Annotated in this window: 18 protein-coding genes and 1 tRNA gene; 4 read left to right on the top strand and 15 right to left on the bottom strand. The window is 62.5% G+C overall.

All coding sequences use genetic code 11. The features are described from left to right. Positions 1 to 2 precede the first annotated feature (2 nt). From cyoA to ACVOLZ_RS15615, 6 genes are all read right to left on the bottom strand, one after another. A complete protein-coding gene (cyoA, locus tag ACVOLZ_RS15640; RefSeq protein WP_481516934.1) occupies positions 3 to 1,124 on the bottom strand; it encodes a ubiquinol oxidase subunit II in 1,122 nt (373 codons plus the stop codon). Between the two features lie 582 nt (positions 1,125 to 1,706). After that, a tRNA-Thr gene (locus ACVOLZ_RS15635) sits at positions 1,707 to 1,782 on the bottom strand. Positions 1,783 to 1,956: 174 nt separating this feature from the next. Continuing rightward, positions 1,957 to 2,850 carry a catalase gene (locus ACVOLZ_RS15630; RefSeq protein WP_481516933.1) on the bottom strand — a complete coding sequence of 298 codons (894 nt, stop codon included), beginning with the start codon at positions 2,848 to 2,850 and terminating at the stop codon, positions 1,957 to 1,959. A 63-nt stretch (positions 2,851 to 2,913) separates the two neighbouring features. After that, a complete protein-coding gene (locus tag ACVOLZ_RS15625; RefSeq protein ID WP_481516932.1) occupies positions 2,914 to 4,395 on the bottom strand; it encodes an aldehyde dehydrogenase family protein in 1,482 nt (493 codons plus the stop codon). Between the two features lie 18 nt (positions 4,396 to 4,413). Continuing rightward, entirely contained in the window at positions 4,414 to 4,671 is a 258-nt protein-coding gene (locus ACVOLZ_RS15620; protein WP_481516931.1) for a hypothetical protein, read from the bottom strand. Continuing rightward, a complete protein-coding gene (locus tag ACVOLZ_RS15615; RefSeq protein WP_481516930.1) occupies positions 4,671 to 6,263 on the bottom strand; it encodes a GMC family oxidoreductase in 1,593 nt (530 codons plus the stop codon). The genes ACVOLZ_RS15620 and ACVOLZ_RS15615 overlap by 1 nt, the downstream gene beginning before the upstream one ends. Before the next feature lie 155 nt (positions 6,264 to 6,418). On the opposite strand from ACVOLZ_RS15615, the gene ACVOLZ_RS15610 reads away from it, so the two are divergent. Further along, a complete protein-coding gene (locus ACVOLZ_RS15610) occupies positions 6,419 to 7,363 on the top strand; it encodes a LysR family transcriptional regulator (RefSeq protein ID WP_481516929.1) in 945 nt (314 codons plus the stop codon). A 55-nt stretch (positions 7,364 to 7,418) separates the two neighbouring features. Here the strand turns inward: ACVOLZ_RS15610 and ispH are convergent, their stop codons facing one another. From ispH to murJ, 5 genes are all read right to left on the bottom strand, one after another. Then, a complete protein-coding gene (ispH, locus tag ACVOLZ_RS15605; protein ID WP_481516928.1) occupies positions 7,419 to 8,369 on the bottom strand; it encodes a 4-hydroxy-3-methylbut-2-enyl diphosphate reductase in 951 nt (316 codons plus the stop codon). A gap of 52 nt (positions 8,370 to 8,421) precedes the next feature. Further along, complete coding sequence (gene lspA, locus ACVOLZ_RS15600; RefSeq protein WP_481516927.1) at positions 8,422 to 8,928, bottom strand: signal peptidase II; 507 nt, start codon at positions 8,926 to 8,928, stop codon at positions 8,422 to 8,424. Between the two features lie 70 nt (positions 8,929 to 8,998). Then, the gene (gene ileS / locus ACVOLZ_RS15595) at positions 8,999 to 11,830 is read right to left on the bottom strand and encodes an isoleucine--tRNA ligase (RefSeq protein WP_481516926.1); all 2,832 of its coding nucleotides are present in this window, start codon (positions 11,828 to 11,830) and stop codon (positions 8,999 to 9,001) included. Further along, the gene (locus ACVOLZ_RS15590; RefSeq protein ID WP_303747036.1) at positions 11,827 to 12,774 is read right to left on the bottom strand and encodes a bifunctional riboflavin kinase/FAD synthetase; all 948 of its coding nucleotides are present in this window, start codon (positions 12,772 to 12,774) and stop codon (positions 11,827 to 11,829) included. The genes ileS and ACVOLZ_RS15590 overlap by 4 nt, the downstream gene beginning before the upstream one ends. A 65-nt stretch (positions 12,775 to 12,839) precedes the next feature. Further along, entirely contained in the window at positions 12,840 to 14,441 is a 1,602-nt protein-coding gene (gene murJ / locus ACVOLZ_RS15585) for a murein biosynthesis integral membrane protein MurJ (RefSeq protein WP_481516938.1), read from the bottom strand. A 115-nt stretch (positions 14,442 to 14,556) separates the two neighbouring features. On the opposite strand from murJ, the gene rpsT reads away from it, so the two are divergent. Beyond that, on the top strand, positions 14,557 to 14,826 hold the full coding sequence (gene rpsT / locus ACVOLZ_RS15580; protein ID WP_057629708.1) for a 30S ribosomal protein S20: 270 nt from the start codon (positions 14,557 to 14,559) through the stop codon (positions 14,824 to 14,826). Positions 14,827 to 15,159: 333 nt separating this feature from the next. Here the strand turns inward: rpsT and ACVOLZ_RS15575 are convergent, their stop codons facing one another. From ACVOLZ_RS15575 to rplU, 4 genes are all read right to left on the bottom strand, one after another. Continuing rightward, positions 15,160 to 15,306 carry a hypothetical protein gene (locus ACVOLZ_RS15575; RefSeq protein WP_481516925.1) on the bottom strand — a complete coding sequence of 49 codons (147 nt, stop codon included), beginning with the start codon at positions 15,304 to 15,306 and terminating at the stop codon, positions 15,160 to 15,162. An 18-nt stretch (positions 15,307 to 15,324) separates the two neighbouring features. Next, positions 15,325 to 16,383 carry a GTPase ObgE gene (obgE, locus tag ACVOLZ_RS15570; RefSeq protein ID WP_481516924.1) on the bottom strand — a complete coding sequence of 353 codons (1,059 nt, stop codon included), beginning with the start codon at positions 16,381 to 16,383 and terminating at the stop codon, positions 15,325 to 15,327. A 168-nt stretch (positions 16,384 to 16,551) separates the two neighbouring features. Continuing rightward, positions 16,552 to 16,812: a 50S ribosomal protein L27 gene (rpmA, locus tag ACVOLZ_RS15565; RefSeq protein WP_282269141.1), complete on the bottom strand. Its 261-nt coding sequence runs from the start codon at positions 16,810 to 16,812 to the stop codon at positions 16,552 to 16,554. Between the two features lie 19 nt (positions 16,813 to 16,831). After that, positions 16,832 to 17,140 (bottom strand): 50S ribosomal protein L21, encoded by a 309-nt coding sequence (rplU, locus tag ACVOLZ_RS15560; protein ID WP_481511122.1) that lies wholly within the window; start codon positions 17,138 to 17,140, stop codon positions 16,832 to 16,834. A 296-nt stretch (positions 17,141 to 17,436) separates the two neighbouring features. On the opposite strand from rplU, the gene uvrA reads away from it, so the two are divergent. Together uvrA and ACVOLZ_RS15550 are read left to right on the top strand one after the other, a co-directional pair. Next, positions 17,437 to 20,400, top strand: coding sequence for an excinuclease ABC subunit UvrA (gene uvrA / locus ACVOLZ_RS15555; protein ID WP_481516923.1), 2,964 nt, complete (start codon positions 17,437 to 17,439; stop codon positions 20,398 to 20,400). Next, positions 20,397 to 20,804 carry an acyl-CoA thioesterase gene (locus tag ACVOLZ_RS15550; RefSeq protein ID WP_057630162.1) on the top strand — a complete coding sequence of 136 codons (408 nt, stop codon included), beginning with the start codon at positions 20,397 to 20,399 and terminating at the stop codon, positions 20,802 to 20,804. The genes uvrA and ACVOLZ_RS15550 overlap by 4 nt, the downstream gene beginning before the upstream one ends. Positions 20,805 to 20,884 lie beyond the last annotated feature (80 nt).

Below are 20,884 nucleotides of genomic sequence, written 5' to 3'. Positions count from 1 at the left end.
CGTCATTCTCCCGAGGTGCCGTGGCCGGCATGTGCGGCTTCGGCGGGCTCGTTGGCAGTGTGACCGGCGTGGCCGTCAGCCTCGGCGGCAGCAGCAGGAGCAGCGGCGGCAGGAGCGTCATGGCCCATGGCGGCGTGATCCATCGCGTCGTGGTCCATTGCTTCGTGGCCCATCGCAGCGTGGTCCATGGCTTCAGGCTGCATCGCCTCGTGGCCAGCACCTTCGTGCGACATCTTCTTGCCATCGTGCTTCATGCCGAAGTGGTGGTTCTCACCGGCGTGCTTGGCAATGATGGTGTTGAACAGGCCCTTCTCGGTGCTGCCGTAATAGGTCACCGGGTACCAGTCGTGGTTCTTCTCGGCGCCCAGTTCGGCGAAGGACTTCTGGTCCAGCACCTTGGCGTCGCCGCGAACCTTGGCCAACCAGGCCTGGTATTCCTCGTTGCTCACCGCGTGCGCGGTGAAATGCATCTTGCTGAAGCCGGCGCCGCTGTAATGCGAGGACAGGCCTTCATAGCTGCCAGCTTCGTTGGCAACCAGATGCAGCTTGGTCTCCATGCCGGCCATCGAGTAGATCATGCTGCCCAGATGCGGAATGAAGAACGCATTCATCACCGTATCGGCGGTGATCTTGAAGTTCAGCGGGGCATCAACCGGGAAGGTCAGCTCGTTGACCACGGCGATGTTCTCTTCCGGGTAGACGAACAGCCACTTCCAGTCCAGCGAGATCGCTTCGATCACCACCGGCTTGGTATCAGACTCCAGCGGCTTGTACGGATCCAGCGCATGCGAAGAACGCCAGGTCAGCACGGCCAGGACCAGGATGATCATGCACGGGATCGACCAGACCACCACTTCGATGGCGGTGGAGTGAGACCAGTTGGGCTCATAACGGGCCTTGGTGTTGGATGCGCGGTACTTCCACGCGAACACCAGCGTCAGCACGATCACAGGAATGACCACCAGCAGCATCAGCACCGTACAGGTGATGAGCAGCGTGAGTTCGTCCCGGGCGATCTGGCCCTTGGGGTCAAACAGGGCCCAGTCGCAGCCCGTCATCATGACGGCCATAGCGACAATGAGGCCCGGACGCAAAAAGCGTCCAAGAGTTTTCAACGGAATCATCGGTCGATCCAATTGCGAGGGAGAGCCGGACCTGGCAAGCCCATACATGCAAACGCAAACAAGCGCCCGGGGATTGCCCACCGGGGAGACATGTAGGGGGTTGTCAGATTTCAGCCCCGCAATTTTAGGCCTTCACGCACCACTTAAGAAAGGTATTGACAATGATTTCGCGCAGCAAAAGCGGGCAATCCTGTGCGACACGTTGTCGCACCTGTGCGCTGGCAGGACAGATTCAGCAAAGCCCGCGCCCGCACGCTGCAGCACGCTGACCTTCATCACATCTGGCGCGTCAGGCCCGGCGAAGCGCGAAAGCTCGCCGAATTCGCCCGCTCGCGGTCACCATCGCCCATCGTGTTCAGCCTGCCCGGCCCAGTACGCTCCGAGCACGCGTATCGCAGTCGGCGCGACAGCACCCACCGCCCCAGTCACCGACCTCATGCCCGCGGGCGCATCTGGTAAAGCACGGCCAGCCTTGCGCTCTGATCAGCCGCAACGACGATACCGCCAGGACCACCTGCTTCGCCGCGCAAGCAAACCCCAGGCAGCGCCCACAGAAAAGGCCCGCACAAGGCGGGCCTGATCTGGTGCCGGAAATAGGAATCGAACCTACGACCTACGCATTACGAATGCGCCGCTCTACCAACTGAGCTATTCCGGCGAAGGCGCGAATTGTAGGCAAAACGGGGAGCTGCGGTCAATCAGCACGGCGCACAAGGCTGTCCCAAGCCTTCCGGCGATTGTCGCTGGCACACTTTGCCGGTAGCCCGAGCCAACAACCCTCACCGCAGCGGGAACCGAACGCCGCTACGCGCAATCCAACGCCGCCCCGCATCTACCGCCCCAGCCGCCTTGCCGCCGCCAACCGATAAGCCCGCAGCCGCGCATGCAACATCGGGTCACCAGCAAACCCTATCCCCGCTGGCAACAGCGCCGGATCGAAGGCCACTTTGCGCTGGCTGGCCTGCTGTGGCAGCAGCCGCTCCAGCCAGATATGGCCCAACGCGAACGAGGGTGCGGCTGGGTCCCAGCTGCGGGTGATGTCGGTCGGGTCCTCGCCTTCGGGCACCGGGGTGAACAGCAGGGCGAATACCACGCTGCCTTTGGACAGTTCGCCGCGCATACGCTTGTCCAGGTAGTCCGGGCCGTCTGGCGGTGCGCGGGCGACGTAGGGCTTGGTCGCGCGCACGCTGAGGCGGCCGATCCGTGCGTGTCCGTCCGGGGCGATCAGCCGGTAGGCGTGCAGCATGTGGTAATCCAAGGCACTGAAGCTGCTGGTCATTGCGCCCGCACGCAATTCCTCGAAGTGCGCGACAGCCGGGCAACCGGCCATCTGTGCGGCCAGCATCGCTGGCGCGCGCTCGCGCTGGTTCACGGCATTCAGGAAGGCGAGAAACGCTTCGGGATCACCGGCCGGGAAACCATCAAGCGAATGCCCGACCAGCACCATCGCCGCCTTGTTGCCGATCCGCAGCGCGAGGCCGCGCGGTTCGCTCGCGGGGTTGCGCTGATCGATATGTGGATTGGCGCCCGAGCTTGAGAAGCGCGCCAGCACGCGCAGATCTTCGCCGCCGAATACCGCAGCCATGCAGAACTGCGGTGCGGTTGGGGTGGCGCGGAAGTGCCCCTCCGCCAGCAGGCCGCGCGCATGATTCACTCGGCCACCGGCCGCAACTTTTGCCCCGAACTGCAGGGCAGCGAACAACGCCTGCGACATGTCTGTCGCCATCGCCGTGTCCTCGCACCGCAACGCCGTGGCAGCTAACAGCAGCTCGCGGACGTACGACGCTGTTCAGCGCTCGACCAGACCTGGGTGGAGCGCTATGTGTTTGTACTCAAGAAAATCTTCCAGCGCGGCCAATCCATTGAGCCGCCCCAGCCCTGACTGTTTGAATCCGCCCTCCTCCGTGCCGTCAAACACCCGCGCCCAGTCATTGATCCAGACCGAGCCGGCATCGAGTGCCTCGGCCACACGTAGTGCGCGGTCCACGTCGCGCGTCCATACGCTGGCGGCCAATCCATATTCGTTGTCGTTGGCCAGGCGGATCGCCTGTGCCTCATCGCTGAAGCGCTGAATGGTGAGCACCGGGCCGAAGGTTTCCTGCTGGATGATCGGCAGCGCGTTATCGAACACTTCCAGCAAGGTCGGCCGGAAGAACGCGCCCTTGCGCAGCGGGCCGGTAGTAATGGGGCCACCCCGTTCCACCACGATCGCACCGGAACTGATCGCTTCCTGTACCACTGCATCCACCCGCTCCACATTTGCGCGGTCGATGAGAGGCCCCATGTCGCTGCTCGGGTCGGCCGCAGGCCCAACCTTGACCATGCGCAGGCGCGCGCCCATGCCATCGCGCACCGCGTCGTAGATGCGGTCATGCACCAACAGACGTGAGCCGGTCATACAGAACTGGCCACTGAATACCGTCAATGCTTTCTCTATCACCGGTAGCGCCTGACCAAGATCGGCGTCTTCAAACAGGATCATCGGCGTCTTGCCGCCTAACTCCATGCCGAAACGCTTGAGATGTTTTGCGCCGGAGCTGCTGATCGCGCGGCCGGTGCTGGTGGAGCCGGTAAAGCTCACCACCGGCACCTGTGGTGTATCTACCAGATAGCTGGAACCTTCCGGGCCACTTTCGAAGAACAGATTGATCACCCCACGCGGCAAGGATTCGGCCTCGGCCATGATCTTGGCCATGGTGCTGGCGGTCTGCGCTACCTGCGAAGGCAACTTGATCACCGTAGTACAGCCCGCAGCCAGCGCTGGCGCCAATGAACGGATGGTCAATACCACGGGCGAATTCCACGGCGCGATCACTGCAGCCACGCCCATGGGCTGGCGCAGAATCATCGACAGTCGGCCGGGTTTTGGCCGCAGCGAGCGCCCCGCTTCCAGCATCGCCGTCGCCGCCGAATAGCGCAGCTTGCTCGGCACCATGTCCAGCTCGAATGCGGCCTCGGCAGTTATCTTGCCGTTCTCCAACGACAGGATCTCCGCAAGCCGGTCACGGTTGCGTTCGAATGCCTGCGCCAACTGTTCCAGCACCCGTGCACGCAGCTCATGGTCGTGCGCCCATAGGGTCTGCTGGAACGCCTGCGATGCCGCAGACACCGCTGCCATCGCCGCCGCGCGGCCGTTGTCCGGGTAGCTACCAATCACCTCGTACGTAGCCGGATTTATCGAATCCTTGAGCACACCATCAAAGCGCGGAATGCCGTTTATCCAGTTGGCTGCTCGGCGCAGTTGCTCTGGTGACTTGATTGCATCGCTCATGGTAACTCCACACATTGACTAGTCATGACCTGCCGGACGTTCCTTGTCTGCCGCCCAATAGCGCCCCACCGCTGATACCGCCGCCTGTACCAGCGGCGCGCTGATGTTGACAACGATCGGCACGATGATCAGCGTCGATCCCAGTACCCGCAGCGGCAACGGCCACTGTCTGAAATACGGGCCGAGCACGCTCACCACCGTCAGCACGGTGGGATACACCGCCAACCAGATCAGCGCAGTGCGCTTCAGCCGCGGCGCGAGCTCGGTGCGCCACATCAGCTGTCTGCATCCCGCATCCATTGGCTGATGCGCTCAGCCAACATGATCACCGTTGGGTTGGTTGCAACGCAGGGCACATCCGGGAACGCCGAGGCATCGGCAACACGCAGACCATCAATGCCGCGCACACGCCCTTGGTAGTCGAGTACCGCATGCTTATCGTTGGCACCACCCATTGGCGCGGTCGAGGTGGGATGGTGGTAGATATCCAACGCAGTCGGCAGCGCCGCCTCCAAGGCTTCGTACGAGGTCGACAGCGCACCGGGCACCATTTCCTCGGCAATCAATGCCGCCAGTGGTCCTTGCCTGGCGATGCGCCTGATCAGCTCGATGCCCTCCACCATCAACTGGCGATCCTGCGCCTCGGCCAGCAGATTGAGCGCGATGACAGGCGCCGCATCCGGCGCTGTCGAGCGCAGCCTCACAGTACCCAGCGAACGCGGCCGGGTAAGCGCCAACGCCAGCATGAAGATGGCACCGGTGGGCGATGCTTCCGGATCACCGTAATGCACTGCCGAAACATGAAAGTCGCCGACATTGGCAGCCGCCCTGGATGACTGCGCCCACAGAATTGCGCCCACCGGCGGAACCGGCAGCCCAAGCCGGTCTGGACGCGCGGCCCAGGTTGTATAGAAAAATGGATGCTCCTGCAGTCGCTGCCCAACTGGCAGGTTCGCCACCACATCGATATCCAGCGCCAGCAGATCCTTTGCCGGCCCAATACCCGAGCGCAGCAAGATCACCGCCGTGCCATAGGTTCCCGCACTGAGCACGATGTTGTCGGCTTCGATGCGCTGCCCATCGGCCAACACCACCGCAGCCGCGCGCCTGCCTTCAAACCCAACCCGGTCAACCAGGGTCTGGCTGCGGATGGTCAAGTTGGGCCGCATGCGTACATCCAGCGACAGATAGGTCATGCCGGTATTGAGCCGCTGCCCCATCCGGTTGTTCATCGGGTACGGGCCAACACCGAAGGGTTGGTCGCCATTGAAGTCGGTCACCTTCGCGAAACCCGCGTGTACAGCAGACGCGACAAAGGCACGCTGCATGTCCGAAACTTCATCATCCTGCAGGTAATGGATGGGCCACGGCCCGCTGCGGCCATGAAAGGCATCGTCACCATGTACGGTGCGCTCGCTACGCTGGAAGAACGGCAACACATCCTGCGCAGCCCAGTGCTCAAGCCCGGCCGCGGTCCAGCGCTCGAAGTCACCGGCCGGTGCGCGCATCGCCACACCCGCATTGACCGCCGAGCAGCCCCCCAGCACCTTGCCGCGCGGAACCGGCATCGTCGTGCCATAGATATTTGGCTCGGCCGAATAGCCCCAATCGTGTGCGCCATCGCCACCGATAATGTTCTGCAGGCGCACCGCATCTGGATAAGCATCCGGCGCATAGGCCTGACCGGCCTCGATCAGCAGCACACGGCGGAACGGGTCTTCGCTGAGCCGGCTCGCCATCACCGCCCCGCCCGAACCACCACCGACAATCACCACGTCATAGTGCGCGTCGCCTGATGTCGCCACAGCGTGCGCACTGTCACCATGCACCTGTACGCCTGTACCCGCGTATTTTTGCCGAGTAGCCATGGCGAACACCTCCTTGCAGCAAGCCCTTCAAGCCACCTCCCGCCACCTGCAAACGCGTTGATGCAAATACTGTGGGCAACGGAACCATGGTGGCCATCCTCGAACGAATGCGGCGCGGGCGGAATCCGTGCACGAGTCATCACACTCAGGAACAAATGTCCTCAGTCCTCTCATCGTTGGAATCACTGAACGGCCTGATCGCGTTCGCGTCGGCGGTGCGTGCTGGCAGCTTTTCCGCAGCTGGGCGGCAACTGGGCTTGTCGGCATCGGCCGTGGGCAAAGCCGTCGAACGACTGGAGCTGCGCTTGGGTACGCGCCTGCTCAATCGCACCACCCGCTCGCTCGCACTCACCGGCGAAGGCGAGGTGTTGTATCACTACGTGGACAAGGTACTGAAGGATCTGCAGGAAGCGGAGCATGAGTTGGACATGCGCCAAAGCACACCGCGCGGGCGCTTGAGGATCACCGCCAACACAGTCCTCGGGCGCAAATTTGTATTGCCCGCACTGCATGACTTCCACACCCGCTACCCAGAGGTCAACGTCGCGCTCAGTCTTGATGCGTACCGACTCGATATCATCGAGGAAGGCTATGACCTGGCGCTGTGGGCCGGAGAACTCGAGGACTCCAGTCTGCAGGCGCGCCGACTGGGGGCGTATGCGCTTGTCACCTGCGCCTCGCCAGCGTATCTCGCAAAGCATGGCACACCCGTGGATCCCTCCGATCTGCGCAGCCATTGCTGTCTTTACTATCGCCACCGGGACAGCGAACGAATGGAACCATGGCGGTTCCAGGGCATGGCAATCCCAAAGCCGCTCACTCCGGACTACGCCATCAATGATGCCGGCGCACTGGCGAGCGCAGCTGTGGCCGAACTCGGTATCGTGCAGCTACCCGACTACATGGTGTGCGAAGAGATCGCCCACGGCCAACTACGGGAGGTCCTGAGCAACCATGCCGTCGCACCAACCGGCATCTTCCTGGTATGGCCACCGATGTCGGCACAGGTGCCACGCGTGCGCGTCTTCATTGATTTTCTCGCCAAGCACATGAGTGATCTGTTCAACACGCCAGACATTCCTGCTTTGCCGTCACCATGAACAAAAAAGCCGACCTAGAGGGTCGGCTTGATCAGAAACAATTGCGCACAGGCACTCAATCCACCAGGCGCAGACGCAGCTCCTTGGGCAGCGCAAACACCATGGTTTCCGGCTCGCCGCCGGTTTCGCGGACGTTGCCAGCGCCCAGTTCGCGCAGCCGTGCGATCACACCATCTACCAGCACCTGCGGTGCCGAGGCACCGGCGGTCAAGCCGATATGCTGCTTGCCAACTACCCATTGCGGGTCGATCTCGTCGGCACCATCGATCAGATAGGACTCCACGCCTTCACGACGTGCAAGTTCGCTGAGACGGTTGGAGTTGGAGCTGTTCGGCGAACCCACCACCAGCACCAGATCACACTGGGTAGCCAGGTCGCGCACCGCATCCTGACGGTTCTGCGTGGCGTAGCAGATGTCGTCGTTCTTCGGCCCCTGCACCATCGGGAAATGCTTGCGCAGCGCGTCGATCACCGCACGGGTGTCATCCACCGACAAAGTAGTCTGGGTGGTGAAGGCGAAGTTTTCCGGCTGCGAAACCTGCAGCGCCTCAACGTCTTCAACACTCTCGACCAGATAGATGTTGCCCTTGCCGTTCTCGCGGCTCCACTGTCCCATGGTGCCTTCCACTTCGGGATGGCCTTCGTGCCCAATCAGCACCACATCGCGGCCAGCACGGCAGTGGCGGGCCACTTCCAGATGCACCTTGGTCACCAGCGGGCAGGTGGCGTCGAATACTTTCAGGCCACGGCGATCAGCTTCAATACGCACCGCCTGAGACACACCATGCGCGCTGAAGATGACGGTATTGCCGTCCGGCACTTCATCGAGTTCTTCAACGAAGATAGCGCCGCGTGCCTTCAGATCATCGACCACGAAACGGTTATGCACCACTTCATGCCGCACATAGATCGGCGCGCCCAGGGTTTCGATGGCGCGTTTGACGATCTCGATGGCACGGTCTACACCGGCACAGAAACCACGGGGATTGGCGAGCAATACGTCCATCTTCAACGACTCCGACCGCTGACGGTCGCAAATGCGGGAACAGGTGCCGAAATCATCCGGCCTTTTTTTCGGCCTTGCCGTCAAGCAAGCCCATCAAGGCGATACCGATGGCACCGCCCACGATCGCCGCGTCGGCGATGTTGAACGACGGCCAATAATGGTCACCTACATACCATTGAATGAAATCAATGACGTGACCATGAATCTGGCGGTCAATGACGTTGCCGATGGCGCCACCGATCACCAGCGCGTAAGGCAGCGCACTGCGCCAGTTGGCGCGCGGCGTGCGCGACAGCCAGAACGCCATCAGGCCGCTGATTGCGATGGCCAGAAAGGTGAAGAACCACAGCTGCCAGCCACCGGCATCACTGAGGAAGCTGAATGCCGCTCCGGTGTTGTAGGTGCGGTACCAGTTCCAGAAACCATCGATCACCGGCACCGGGCTGAACTCGGGCAGGCTGGACAACACCCAGGCCTTGCTCCACTGGTCCAAGCCGATCACGGCCACGGATACCAGCAGGTAGATCAACGCATTGGGTTTAACAGCCTTTGCTTGCATGTAATACGCCTGTAGTGGACTGCGAAGAAGCGGATGAGAGGCTTCTCACCCGCTTCGCCTGGTGCTTTGCTTAGAACCAGCGACGGTCTTCGCCGACGCCGTCGATATTGCTCACGCAACGGCCGCACAGCTCCGGATGCGCCTCAACCGAGCCGACATCGGCGCGGTAATGCCAGCAACGCACGCACTTGGACTTATCGGTCGGCTGCGCACTGACAAACACCTCATCGGTGGTTGCCGGGCGCACACTGACATCGCCACTGATGAACAGGAAACGCAGCTCCTCGGCCAGCGGCTGCCAGCGTGCTGCCTGCTCTTCGTTGGCGGCGACGGTGATTTCCGCTTCCAACGCGGCACCGATGGCGCCATTGGCGCGCATCGGCTCCAGCACCTTGGAGACCTGCTCACGCAGCGCCAGCAGCTGATCAAAGTCAGCGGCGGTCAGCTGCGCATCGGCCGGCAACGGCGCCAGACCGTCATACCAGGTGGAGAACAGCACGTTGTCGACGCGCTTGCCCGGCAGGTAACCCCACAGCTCTTCGGCGGTGAAGGTCAGGATCGGCGCAACCCAACGCACGAACGCTTCGGCGATATGGAACATCGCACTCTGCGCCGAACGACGGCCGCGTGAATCTTCCTGCATCGTGTACAGGCGGTCCTTGGTCACGTCCAGGTACAACGAGCCCAGATCGACGCTGCAGAAGTTCAGCAGCAGCTGCACGATCTCGGCCATGTTGTAGTTGGCGTAGGCAGCCTTGATCTTCTCCTGCAGCTCGAACGCGCGATGCACAATCCAGCGGTCCAGCGCGACCATGTCCGGCAATGCAACCAGATGCTGGGCCGGGTCGAAGCCGTCCAGGTTGCCGAGCAGGAAGCGCGCGGTGTTACGCAGACGACGGTAGGCATCGGCATTGCGCTTGAGGATCTCCTGCGACAGCGACATCTCGTTGCTGTAGTCAGCCGAGGCGATCCACAGGCGCAGGATGTCCGCACCCAGGGTGCGCATGATTTCCTGCGGCTCGATGCCGTTGCCCAACGACTTGGACATCTTGCGGCCGTGCTCGTCCACGGTGAAGCCGTGGGTCAGGCACTGCTTGTACGGCGCATGCTTGTCGATGGCTACGCCGGTCAGCAGCGAGGACTGGAACCAACCGCGGTGCTGATCGGAACCTTCCAGGTACAGGTCGGCCGGCTTGCCGTAGCCACGTGCCAACAGCACGCCTTCATGGGTCACGCCGGAGTCGAACCAGACATCGAGGATGTCGGTGACCTTTTCGTACTGGGCGGCTTCATCGCCAAGCAGTTCGGTGGCGTCCAGCGAGTACCAGACGTCGATGCCGCCCTGCTCCACGCGGTCGGCCACCTGCTGCATCAACTCGACGCTGCGCGGATGCGGCTCGCCGGTTTCGCGATGGGTGAACAGCGCGATCGGCACGCCCCAGGTACGCTGGCGACTGATGCACCAGTCCGGGCGACCGTCGACCATGCTGCTGATGCGCGCCTTGCCCCAGCTCGGGAACCAGCCCACGTTGTCGATGGCAGCCATCGCGTCGTCGCGCAGATTGGCCTTGTCCATCGAAATGAACCACTGCGGGGTGGCGCGGAACACCACTGGCTTGCGGTGACGCCAGCAATGCGGGTAGCTGTGCTGGATTTCGAAGAAGGCCAGCAGTGCGCCGCTTTCGCGCAGCACTTCGACGATCAGCGGCTGTGCTTTCCACAGGTGCTGACCGGCCAGCTCGACGGTGCCAGCCGGCGGCGTCGACGGCAGATACACACCGCCGCCGTCGATCGGATTGATCTGGCCAGCGTTGTACTTGTCCATCAGCCCGTACTGCTGGCTGACCGCGAAATCTTCCTGACCGTGGCCAGGCGCGGTATGCACCGCACCGGTACCGTCGGCATCGGACACGTGTTCGCCGTTGAGCAACGGGATGTCACGGTTGGCATAGAACGGGTGTGCCAGCAGCAGGCTTTCCAGTGCCGAACCCTTGGCATGACCATGCACGACCACGTCGGCCACGCCGTAGCGGCCCAGTGAGCGTTCGGCCAGCGCCGAGGCCAGCACCAGCCAGCGCGGCTGGCCGTTGTGGGCTGGGCCTTCGACCAGCGCGTATTCGATGTCCGCACCGAGCGACACCGCCAGCGAAGCCGGCAGCGTCCACGGCGTGGTGGTCCAGATCGGCACCGCCACTTCCACACCGGCCGGCAGCTCGACGCCGAAGCTGGCGGCCAGCGCCTTGGAATCACGCGCGGCATACGCCACGTCGATCGCCGGCGAGGTCTTGTCCTGGTATTCGATTTCAGCTTCAGCCAGTGCCGAGCCGCAGTCGAAGCACCAATGCACCGGCTTGGCGCCGCGCACCAGATGGCCGTTGGCGACGATCTTGGCCAACGCACGGATTTCATTGGCCTCGAAGTCGAAGCTCAGCGTCTTGTACGGGTTTTCCCAATCGCCGATCACACCCAGGCGCTTGAAATCAGCGCGCTGCAGGTTGATCTGCTCTTCGGCGTACTCACGGCACTTCTGCCGGAACTGCTCGGCATCAAGCTTGACGCCGACCTTGCCCCACTTCTTTTCGACCGCGATTTCGATCGGCAGGCCGTGGCAATCCCAGCCCGGCACGTAGGGCGCATCGAAGCCGTCGATGTAGCGCGACTTGACGATGATGTCCTTGAGGATCTTGTTGACCGCGTGGCCCAGGTGGATCTGGCCATTGGCATACGGCGGGCCGTCGTGCAGCACGAACAGCGGGCGGCCCTTCGCATTCTCACGAAGCTGCGCGTAAATGCCCTGCTCTTCCCAACGTGCCAGGATGCCCGGCTCGCGCTTGGGCAGATCGCCGCGCATCGGGAATTCCGTTGCTGGCAGATGAAGGGTGGCTTTGTAATCCTGGCTCACGCGGTAGCTCGCAATCTGTGTTCGTTGAGGATGCGACGCGCTTGCTCTGCGTCGCGGTGCATCTGCTCGGTCAACGCCGGCAGATCGTTGAACTTCTCTTCATCCCGCAGCTTGGCGACAAATTCCACTTCGATGTGACGGCCGTACAGGTCGCCATTGAAGTCGAACAGATGTGCCTCAAGCAGCGGCTCCACGCCTTCAACCGTGGGACGGGTACCGAAACTCGACACCGACGGCCATGGCTGCTCGAACACGCCGTGCACCCACGTAGCGTAGATACCAGAAAGTGCGGGTGTTTTCGGGAAACGCAAGTTGGCGGTAGGGAAGCCCAGGGTGCGCCCGAGCTGGCGCCCACGCACAACCCGGCCACCGATCGCATACGGACGACCCAGCAATTCGCCGGCATGGGCGAACTCGCCGGCCACGATCAGCTCGCGGATGCGGGTGCTGGAAATACGCTCGCCGTTCAGGTGCACCGGCTCGATCTCGCCGGCGACAAAGCCCAGCTCGGCGCCCATCGCCTGCAGCAGCGCGATATCGCCGCCACGGCGGTTGCCGAAATGGAACTTGGGACCGATCCAGACTTCACGCGCACCCAGCCGGCGCACCAGCATGTCGCGGACGAAGTCCTCGGCGGTGATCGCCGCCATCTTGGCGTCAAAGCGCAGCAGGCCGACGCTGTCGACCCCCAGCTCACGCAGCGTGGCGACCTTGTCACGGGCCAGCATCAAGCGTGGCGGCGGGTTGTCCTTGGCGAAGAACTCGCGCGGCAGCGGCTCGAAGCCCAAGGCCACGGCCGGCACACCCAAGGCGCGGGCACGGGCAACTGCGTGGCGCACCAGCGCCCGATGGCCCAGGTGCAGGCCATCGAAGGCACCAATGCAGACCACGCTTCCCTGCGGGAACAACACCCCGCCTTCGACGTCTCTAAAAAGCCTGCTCATTCCATCCGGATCCGGCCCATGCGGGCCGGTTCTGTCGTGTGTAGCCCTGAAGTATAACGGGCGGCTCAATGCCCGCGCAGGTCGCGGGGACGGAAGCCCATCGCAATCATCGCCAGCAGATAGCTCGCACCGCCGGCGCCGACCAGTACCGCCAGAGCGCTGGCACGCTGCCATTTATCCATGGGCGTGAACTCCGGCAGCCAATGCAGCAGCCCCAACAGCACCGCCACCATCACCGCACAGGCCACCGCCAAACGCAGCAGGTACCAACCCCAGCCCGGCCGACGCTGGTAGACGCCAGTCTTGCCCAGCCAATGCCAGAGCAGGATCAGGTTCAGGTAACTGGACAGTGCACTGGCAATACCCAGCGCCAGGTGCAGGCCTGGCTGCTTGCCCAGCGCCGCCATCACGCCCTGCGCCTTCAGCTCCGGCGGCACCATGAAGTGGAAAACCACTGCCAGCAGGATGAAGTTGAAGACCATGTTGGCGACCAGTGCGACCAGACCGGCACGTACCGGGGTCTTGGTGTCCTGGCGCGAGTAGAACGCTGGCAACACCACCTTCAGCAAGGCAAAGGCAGGCAGACCGAAACTCAGGCCATAGACCGCCAACGCAGTCATCTGGGTGTCGAATTCGGTGAACTTCTTGTATTGGAACAGCGTGGCGATCAGCGGTTCGGCGAGCAACAGCAGGGCCAGCATGGCGGGCACCGCGATCAGCAAGGTCATGCGCAGACCCCAGTCCAGCGCATTGGAGAAGCCCTCGCCGTCGGTCTTGACGTGATGGCGGGCCAGCGCCGGCAGGATCACCGTACCCAGAGCGACACCAAACACCCCCAGCGGCAGCTCCAGGAAGCGGTCAGCCAGCGACAGCCAGGACTGCGAGCCGTCGGTCAGGTGCGCAGCGATCACCGTATCCAGCAGCAGGTTGATCTGCGCCACCGAGGAACCGAACAGCGTCGGCACCATCAGGGTCAGCACCTTGCGCACATCCGGGTGATTCCAACCCCAACGCGGCAGGGTCAGCAGATTGATGCCCTTCAGCCCGGGCAGCTGGAACAACAGCTGCAGAACACCTGCCGCCAGCACCGCCCAGCCCAGCGCCAGAATCTGCTTCTCCGGCGTGCCACCCAGCCGCGGCGCCAGCCACAGCGCGCCAGCGATCATGCACAGGTTGAGGATCACCGGCGTCAACGCCGGCATCGCGAACCGCTGGAAACTATTCAGCGCACCGCCGGCCAAAGCCGTCAACGAGACGAACAGCAGGAATGGGAAGGTCAGCCTGAACAGATCGATCAGCAGGCCCTGCTTGGCAGGGTCCGTCGCACCGCTGCTGAACAGGAAGGCCAACTGCGGCGTGAAAATCAGCGCCAACGCGGTGACCACCAGCAGCGCGCCACCCAAGGTGCCGGACACCCGCGCCATCAGCTCGCGCAGATCGGCATGCGGACGGGTTTCCTTGACCTCGGTGAATACCGGCACGAAGGCCGTGGCGAACGAGCCCTCGGCGAACAAGCGGCGCAGGAAATTGGGCACACGGAACGCTACCCAGAAGGCATCGGTGACCGCGTTACTACCGAAGGTGGTAGTGATAACCTGATCGCGAACCAGGCCAAGAACCCGGGAAATCATCGTCATGCTGCTGAACGACAGCAGCCCCCGCAACATGCGCGGTGAACTCACCCACGGCCCCCTTGACAACTTGACTTGACGTTCAATCGGACAGCCATCATACTTGCATGCTTGCTGTTCCCACCACATCGATTTTCAGGAAACCACCACTGTGGCCAATATCAAGTCCGCCAAGAAGCGCGCCAAGCAGACCGTTGTGCGCAACGCGCGCAACACGGCTCAGCGTTCGATGCTGCGCACCGCCGTCAAGAAGGTGATCAAGGCTCTGGATGCCAACGACGCCGCTGGCGCCGAGGCAGCCTTTGCCGTCGCCCAGCCTATCCTCGACCGTTTCAGCGCCCGTGGCCTGATTCACAAGAACAAGGCTGCGCGTCATAAGAGCCGTTTGACTGCACGCATCAAAGCCATCAAGGCTGCCTGATCCGCGCAACAACCTGGAGTCGCAAGACTCCCGGCATGAAAAACCCGGCCTAGTGTCGGGTTTTTTGTTGGGCGATTTTGGGGGAAGCGAGGCAGCTGCACCCTACCCGGCTTTGGCTTTGGCTTTGGCTTTGGCTTTGACTTTGGCTGTGGCTTTGGCTTTGGCTGTGGCTGTGGGCTGACAACGAAAAAGCCGAACCACCCCCTTCTCCCGCCTGCGGGAGAAGGTGCCCGAAGGGCGGATGAGGGGGCTTTGGCTTTGGCTTTGGCTTTGGCTTTTCAAGCAAGAGCTTGCCCTCACCCCAACCCCTCTCCCGCAGGCGGGAGAGGGACTTCAAGCGCAAACCAAAACCAAAACCAAAACCAAAGCCAAAGCCAGAGCCAAAGCTAAGGCTAAGGCTAAGGCTAGGAGCCAAGAGCTAAAGCCAAAGCCAAAGCCAAAAACAGAAAACCCGGCTTTCGCCGGGTTTTCCTCAAACATCAACTACCGGCGAAAAATTCACTCGCCCGCAGCGTGACGCTCTTCGGCTTCCAGAATCTTCTGCTGATCGAAGGACGCCATGATGTCCTTCATGATCGGCCAGGTGCCTTCGCGGCCCAGTGCCGACACCAGGTACCACGGGCCAGTCCAACCCAGCTCCTTGATGATCTGCTCAGCCGCTTCCTTGGCCTCCTCCTCGAACATCAGGTCGGCCTTGTTCAACACCAGCCAGCGCGGCTTCTTCAGCAGCTCCGGATCATGCTTGCCGAGCTCGCGCTCGATCGCACGCACCTGCTCAACCGGCGAAATGCCTTCAACACCACCTTCCATCGGCGAGATGTCGACGAGGTGCAACAACAGACGGGTGCGCTGCAGATGGCGCAGGAACTGCGCACCCAGACCAGCACCGTCGGCCGCACCTTCGATCAGCCCCGGAATATCAGCGATCACGAAGCTGCGGTAATTCTCAACCTTCACCACACCCAGGTTCGGGTACAAGGTGGTGAACGGGTAGTCAGCGACCTTCGGCGTTGCCGCCGAAACCGCACGGATCAAGGTGCTCTTGCCCGCATTGGGGAAGCCCAGCAGGCCAACGTCAGCCAGCAGCTTCAGCTCCAACTTGAGCAGACGCTCTTCGCCCTCTTCACCCGGCAACGCCTGACGCGGCGCACGGTTGGTGGAGCTCTTGAAGTGCATGTTGCCAAGGCCACCCTTGCCACCCTTGGCCACCAGCAGGCGATCGCCATGGGTGGTCATGTCGCCAATGACTTCGTCGGTGTCGACGTTCATCACCACGGTGCCAACCGGCACGGTGATGACCAGGTCTTCGCCGCCCTTGCCATAGGCCTGGCGGCCCATGCCGTTCTCGCCGCGCTGCGCCTTGAAGATGCGGTCATGGCGGAAGTCGACCAGAGTGTTCAGGTTTGCGTCGGCGCGGATCCAGACGCTGCCGCCATTGCCGCCATCGCCACCATCCGGACCACCGAGCGGAATGAACTTCTCGCGGCGAAAGCCGATACAGCCATTGCCGCCTTTGCCAGCGATGACTTCGATCTCCGCTTCGTCTACAAGTTTCATGAATTTAACGCCGGGATTAGGAAATGGGGATTGGGGAATAGCAAAAGCAGGTACTGCCCATTATCGGCCCTGCACCCCGGAATGTCGGGGTTCCAACGAAAAACCCCGCCGAAGCGGGGCTCTCGTCAGCAGCCCACACCGGAGTATGGGCGGCTTGCGCGTACGGAATTAAGCTTCCGTGACAACGCTGACGGTACGGCGCTTGTTGGCACCCTTCACCGTGAACTCAACCTTGCCATCGACCAGCGCGAACAGCGTGTGGTCACGGCCCAGGCCGACGCCTGCACCCGGGTGGAACTGGGTGCCGCGCTGACGCACGATGATGTTGCCAGCTTCGATGGCCTGGCCACCGAAGATCTTGACGCCGAGGTATTTCGGGTTGGAATCGCGACCGTTGCGCGAGGAACCTACGCCCTTTTTATGTGCCATGACGGATGCTCCTTAGCAATTAGCCGGCGATGCCGGTGATTTCGATTTCGGTGTAGTACTGACGGTGACCCTGACGCTTCATGTGGTGCTTACGACGACGGAACTTGATGATCCGGATCTTGTCGGCGCGGCCATGGGCCACAACCTTGGCGGTCACCGAAGCGCCCTTCAGCGCGTCACCCAGCTTGATGCCGTCGGCATCGCCGAGCATCAGGATGTTGTCAAACTTGATCTCGTTGCCAGCTTCGACTTCGAGTTTTTCCACGCGCAGGGTTTCACCCTGAACGACGCGGTACTGCTTACCGCCAGTTACCAGAACTGCATACATGACCAGACTTCCTCTGTAGTTATTGTGGTCGCCTTGCCCGCCATCGAGGGCGGACAGAAGCGGGATTTTACCGGCCATACCTGGCCCGGGTCAACCCGCCCCCTGCTCTGACCCGACGGGGCTGGACCCCGGTTCAGCCCCGTCCCCGGCATCCGGCCCACTGGCGGGAAACAGCACTGGCAAAACTGGCAATTGCCCCCAAATGACAAGGTCGCTAGGCTGATTGACTGCCGTCAGCGACGCCCCCACACATCCTGCTTCCGGCCCAGCCGGCGGCGCTCCAAATCGGATTTCCCATGGCGATGGATTTCATCCGCATCCGCGGTGCGCGGACGCACAATCTCAAGAACATCGATCTCGACCTGCCACGCGACAAATTGATCGTGATCACCGGCCTGTCCGGCTCGGGCAAGTCCTCGTTGGCGTTCGACACCATCTACGCCGAAGGCCAGCGCCGCTATGTCGAGTCGTTGTCGGCGTATGCGCGGCAGTTCCTGAGCGTGATGGAAAAGCCCGACCTGGACCACATCGAAGGCCTGTCGCCGGCGATCTCCATCGAGCAGAAGTCGACCTCGCACAATCCGCGCTCCACCGTCGGCACCATCACCGAGATCTACGACTACCTGCGCCTGCTCTACGCCCGCGTCGGCAGCCCGCGCTGCCCGGACCACGGCTACCCGCTGGAAGCGCAGACCGTCAGCCAGATGGTCGACCAGGTGCTGACCCTGGATCCGGAACAGCGCTACATGCTGCTGGCGCCGGTGATCCGCGATCGCAAGGGCGAACATGCACAGGTCTTCGACCAGCTGCGCGCCCAGGGTTTCGTGCGCGTCCGCGTTGACGGCGAGCTGTACGAAATCGACGAAGTGCCGGCGCTGACCCTGCGCCAGAAGCACACCATCGAGGCGGTGGTTGATCGTTTCCGTCCGCGCGAAGACATCAAACAGCGCCTGGCCGAGAGTTTTGAAACCGCGCTCAAGCTGGGCGATGGCATGGCCACGGTGATGACCCTGGATGCCACCGACAGCACACCGCAACTGTTCTCTTCGAAGTACAGCTGCCCGGTCTGCGATTACGCGCTGCCGGAACTGGAACCGCGCCTGTTCTCGTTCAACTCGCCGGTCGGCGCCTGCCCCGGCTGCGATGGCCTGGGCGTGGCCGAGTTCTTCGATCCGAACCGTGTGGTCGTGCATCCGGAGCTGTCATTGGCCGCTGGTGCGGTGCGCGGCTGGGACCGCCGCAACGCTTACTATTTCCAGCTGATCGCCTCGCTGGCCAAGCACTACAAGTTCGATGTGGATGCCACCTGGCAATCACTGCCGGACAACGTGAAGCAGGCCGTGCTGTACGGCAGCGGTGAAGATCAGATCACTTTCACCTACTTCACCGAAGCCGGCGGCCGCAACCAGCGCAAGCACCGCTTCGAAGGCATCATCCCCAACCTTGAGCGCCGCTACCGCGAAACCGAATCGCCGGCGGTGCGCGAAGAACTGGCCAAGTACATCAGCTCGCGGCCGTGCCCGGAGTGCAAGGGCGCACGCTTGAACAAGGCGGCGCGCAATGTGTTTGTTGCTGATCGTCCCTTGCCGGAAATCGCGGTGCTGCCGATCGACGAAGCCAAGCGCTTCTTCAGCGAACTGAGCCTGCCCGGCTGGCGCGGCGAGATCGCCACCAAGATCGTCAAAGAAATCGGCGAGCGGCTCGGCTTCCTGGTCGACGTCGGCCTGGATTACCTCACGTTGGAGCGCAAGGCCGACACCTTGTCCGGCGGTGAAGCGCAGCGTATCCGACTGGCCTCGCAGATCGGCGCCGGCCTGGTCGGCGTGATGTACGTACTGGACGAGCCGTCCATCGGCCTGCACCAGCGCGACAACGAGCGCCTGCTCGGCACCCTCACCCGCCTGCGCGATCTGGGCAATACAGTGATCGTGGTCGAGCACGACGAGGATGCAATCCGGCTTGCCGATTACGTGGTCGATATCGGCCCCGGTGCAGGCGTGCATGGCGGTGAAATCGTAGGCCAGGGTCAGTTGCAGGACCTGCTGGAGTCACCGCGCTCACTGACCGGCCAGTACCTGTCGGGCAAGCGCCGCATCGAGATCCCGGCACGCCGGCACAAGCCCAATCCAAAGATGACGCTGCGCCTGCGCGGCGCCAGCGGCAACAACCTGAAGAACGTGGATCTGGACGTTCCGTCAGGCCTGTTGACCTGCGTGACCGGCGTGTCCGGCTCGGGCAAGTCGACGCTGATCAATGACACCTTGTTCTCGTTGGCTGCCAACGAGATCAACGGTTCCTCGCATCCGATTGCCAAGTACAAGAGCGTCGAAGGCCTGGACCTGTTCGACAAGGTCGTCGACATCGATCAGTCACCGATTGGCCGCACTCCGCGCTCCAATCCGGCAACCTACACCGGCTTGTTCACGCCGCTGCGTGAGCTATACGCGCAAGTGCCAGAAGCGCGTGCGCGCGGTTATTCGCCGGGCCGTTTCAGCTTCAACGTGCGCGGCGGCCGCTGCGAAGCCTGCCAGGGCGACGGCCTGATCAAGGTGGAAATGCACTTTCTGCCGGACGTGTATGTGCCTTGCGATGTCTGCCACGGCAAGCGCTACAACCGCGAGACGCTGGAGATCCTCTACAAGGGCTACAACATCAACGACGTGCTGCAGATGACGGTCGAAGATGCCTTGCGCCTGTTCGAGCCGGTGCCGTCGATCGCACGCAAGCTGGAAACGCTGATGGACGTCGGCTTGAGTTACATCAAGCTGGGCCAGAGCGCGACCACGCTATCCGGTGGTGAAGCACAGCGCGTGAAACTGTCCAAGGAACTGTCGCGCCGCGATACCGGCCGCACCCTGTACATCCTCGACGAGCCCACCACCGGCCTGCACTTCCACGACATCGAGGCCCTGCTCGGCGTGCTGCACAAGCTGCGCGACGAAGGCAACACCGTGGTGGTGATCGAGCACAACCTGGACGTGATCAAGACCGCGGACTGGATCGTCGATCTGGGTCCGGAAGGCGGTCACCGCGGCGGCACGGTGCTGGTCACCGGCACGCCGGAAGACGTGGCGGCACATCCAGACTCCTACACTGGTCAGTTCCTGGCCAAGATGCTGCCCTCGACCAGCGCGCGTCCGGAACAGCCGGCGGCAGTGGCCAACAAGCCCGATGCGCGCCCGCCGCGCAAGGAAAAGCCGGCCAAGAAAACGGCGGCCAAAAAGGCTGCCGCCCCCGCAAAAAAGAAGGCTGCGAAATGAGCAACGAGCACAAGCAACTGGCCCGCGTGCCTATCAGCGTGCGCTGGCGCGACATGGACTCGATGGGCCATGTCAACAACGCCAAGTACGTGTCCTACCTTGAAGAGGCGCGCGTACGCTGGATGCTGGGCGTGGAAGGCGTGTCGATGAATGACCGCATCGCACCGGTGGTGGCCAATACCAACATCAACTATCGCCTGCCGATCGTGTGGCCGAACGACATCGTGGTCGAGCTGTTTGTCGAGCGCCTGGGCAACAGCAGCGTGACCATTGGCCATCGCATCGTTGACCAGAATGACGACAGCAAGCTGTATTCGGACGGCAATGTGGTGGTGGTCTGGATGGATACGCAGACGGGGAAAAGTGCGCCGTTGCCTGAGGCTGTAAGGGGGGCTTCTAGCTGATCTAGCCTGACCCTTCTCCCTCCGGGAGAAGGTGCCCCGAAGGGGCGGATGAGGGTCGGGTCAGCACTGGCGTTGTTGGC

Source organism: Stenotrophomonas sp. STEN020, assembly GCF_056760195.1.
Note: the sequence above shows the minus strand (reverse complement) of the source record. Positions and strands in the feature narration are given on the sequence as shown.

What these genes read in the sequence shown, in the direction of transcription:
- ACVOLZ_RS15630 (WP_481516933.1), bottom strand. Translation starts at nt 2,850, where the DNA reads ATGGCGACAGACATGTCGCAGGCGTTGTTCGCTGCCCTGCAGTTCGGG.
- ACVOLZ_RS15610 (WP_481516929.1), top strand. Translation starts at nt 6,419, where the DNA reads ATGTCCTCAGTCCTCTCATCGTTGGAATCACTGAACGGCCTGATCGCG.
- ACVOLZ_RS15620 (WP_481516931.1), bottom strand. Translation starts at nt 4,671, where the DNA reads ATGTGGCGCACCGAGCTCGCGCCGCGGCTGAAGCGCACTGCGCTGATC.
- murJ (WP_481516938.1), bottom strand. Translation starts at nt 14,441, where the DNA reads ATGTTGCGGGGGCTGCTGTCGTTCAGCAGCATGACGATGATTTCCCGG.
- obgE (WP_481516924.1), bottom strand. Translation starts at nt 16,383, where the DNA reads ATGAAACTTGTAGACGAAGCGGAGATCGAAGTCATCGCTGGCAAAGGC.
- ACVOLZ_RS15615 (WP_481516930.1), bottom strand. Translation starts at nt 6,263, where the DNA reads ATGGCTACTCGGCAAAAATACGCGGGTACAGGCGTACAGGTGCATGGT.
- uvrA (WP_481516923.1), top strand. Translation starts at nt 17,437, where the DNA reads ATGGCGATGGATTTCATCCGCATCCGCGGTGCGCGGACGCACAATCTC.
- ispH (WP_481516928.1), bottom strand. Translation starts at nt 8,369, where the DNA reads ATGGACGTATTGCTCGCCAATCCCCGTGGTTTCTGTGCCGGTGTAGAC.
- ACVOLZ_RS15550 (WP_057630162.1), top strand. Translation starts at nt 20,397, where the DNA reads ATGAGCAACGAGCACAAGCAACTGGCCCGCGTGCCTATCAGCGTGCGC.
- ACVOLZ_RS15575 (WP_481516925.1), bottom strand. Translation starts at nt 15,306, where the DNA reads ATGTTTGAGGAAAACCCGGCGAAAGCCGGGTTTTCTGTTTTTGGCTTT.
- cyoA (WP_481516934.1), bottom strand. Translation starts at nt 1,124, where the DNA reads ATGATTCCGTTGAAAACTCTTGGACGCTTTTTGCGTCCGGGCCTCATT.
- ACVOLZ_RS15625 (WP_481516932.1), bottom strand. Translation starts at nt 4,395, where the DNA reads ATGAGCGATGCAATCAAGTCACCAGAGCAACTGCGCCGAGCAGCCAAC.
- lspA (WP_481516927.1), bottom strand. Translation starts at nt 8,928, where the DNA reads ATGCAAGCAAAGGCTGTTAAACCCAATGCGTTGATCTACCTGCTGGTA.
- ACVOLZ_RS15590 (WP_303747036.1), bottom strand. Translation starts at nt 12,774, where the DNA reads ATGAGCAGGCTTTTTAGAGACGTCGAAGGCGGGGTGTTGTTCCCGCAG.
- rplU (WP_481511122.1), bottom strand. Translation starts at nt 17,140, where the DNA reads ATGTATGCAGTTCTGGTAACTGGCGGTAAGCAGTACCGCGTCGTTCAG.
- rpmA (WP_282269141.1), bottom strand. Translation starts at nt 16,812, where the DNA reads ATGGCACATAAAAAGGGCGTAGGTTCCTCGCGCAACGGTCGCGATTCC.